Source organism: Pseudomonas sp. 2822-17, assembly GCF_002742485.1.
In the GTDB taxonomy this organism is placed as follows: domain Bacteria; phylum Pseudomonadota; class Gammaproteobacteria; order Pseudomonadales; family Pseudomonadaceae; genus Aquipseudomonas; species Aquipseudomonas cyclaminis.
Genome location: NZ_LJRZ01000571.1, coordinates 1 through 316, shown reverse-complemented (window position 1 = coordinate 316; position 316 = coordinate 1). Strand labels below are relative to the sequence as shown.

Below are 316 nucleotides of genomic sequence, written 5' to 3'. Positions count from 1 at the left end.
GGTACAGATGTTGACTTCACTCAGGAAAACAGACAAGAACAGCTTGTGACCCCAGTGAATGATGAAAATATGACTGGTATTGCCGTTAGTGTTGAACGTATTACTGAGACTTATACTGGTGATGAAGTTCCGGAAGGTGGCATCCCTGGTACAGGTGAAACGGATGTTCCAGGTTATCCAGGTGCGTATGTTGGTGGTTCTGGAGACTATGAAAGAATGGAAGAACGTATTAACAATGATGTAAATAGGATCCAACGTGAAATTGTGGAGAGTCCTTATAAGATAAGAGATATAGGGATTCAGGTGATGGTAGAGC

At 42.4% G+C, this 316-nt stretch carries 1 protein-coding gene; it reads left to right on the top strand.

Features of this window, described 5'->3' with window-relative positions:
• Positions 1-316 (top strand): flagellar M-ring protein FliF C-terminal domain-containing protein (locus AOA60_RS23435; protein WP_218240751.1); only part of this gene is annotated, 316 nt, incomplete at both ends.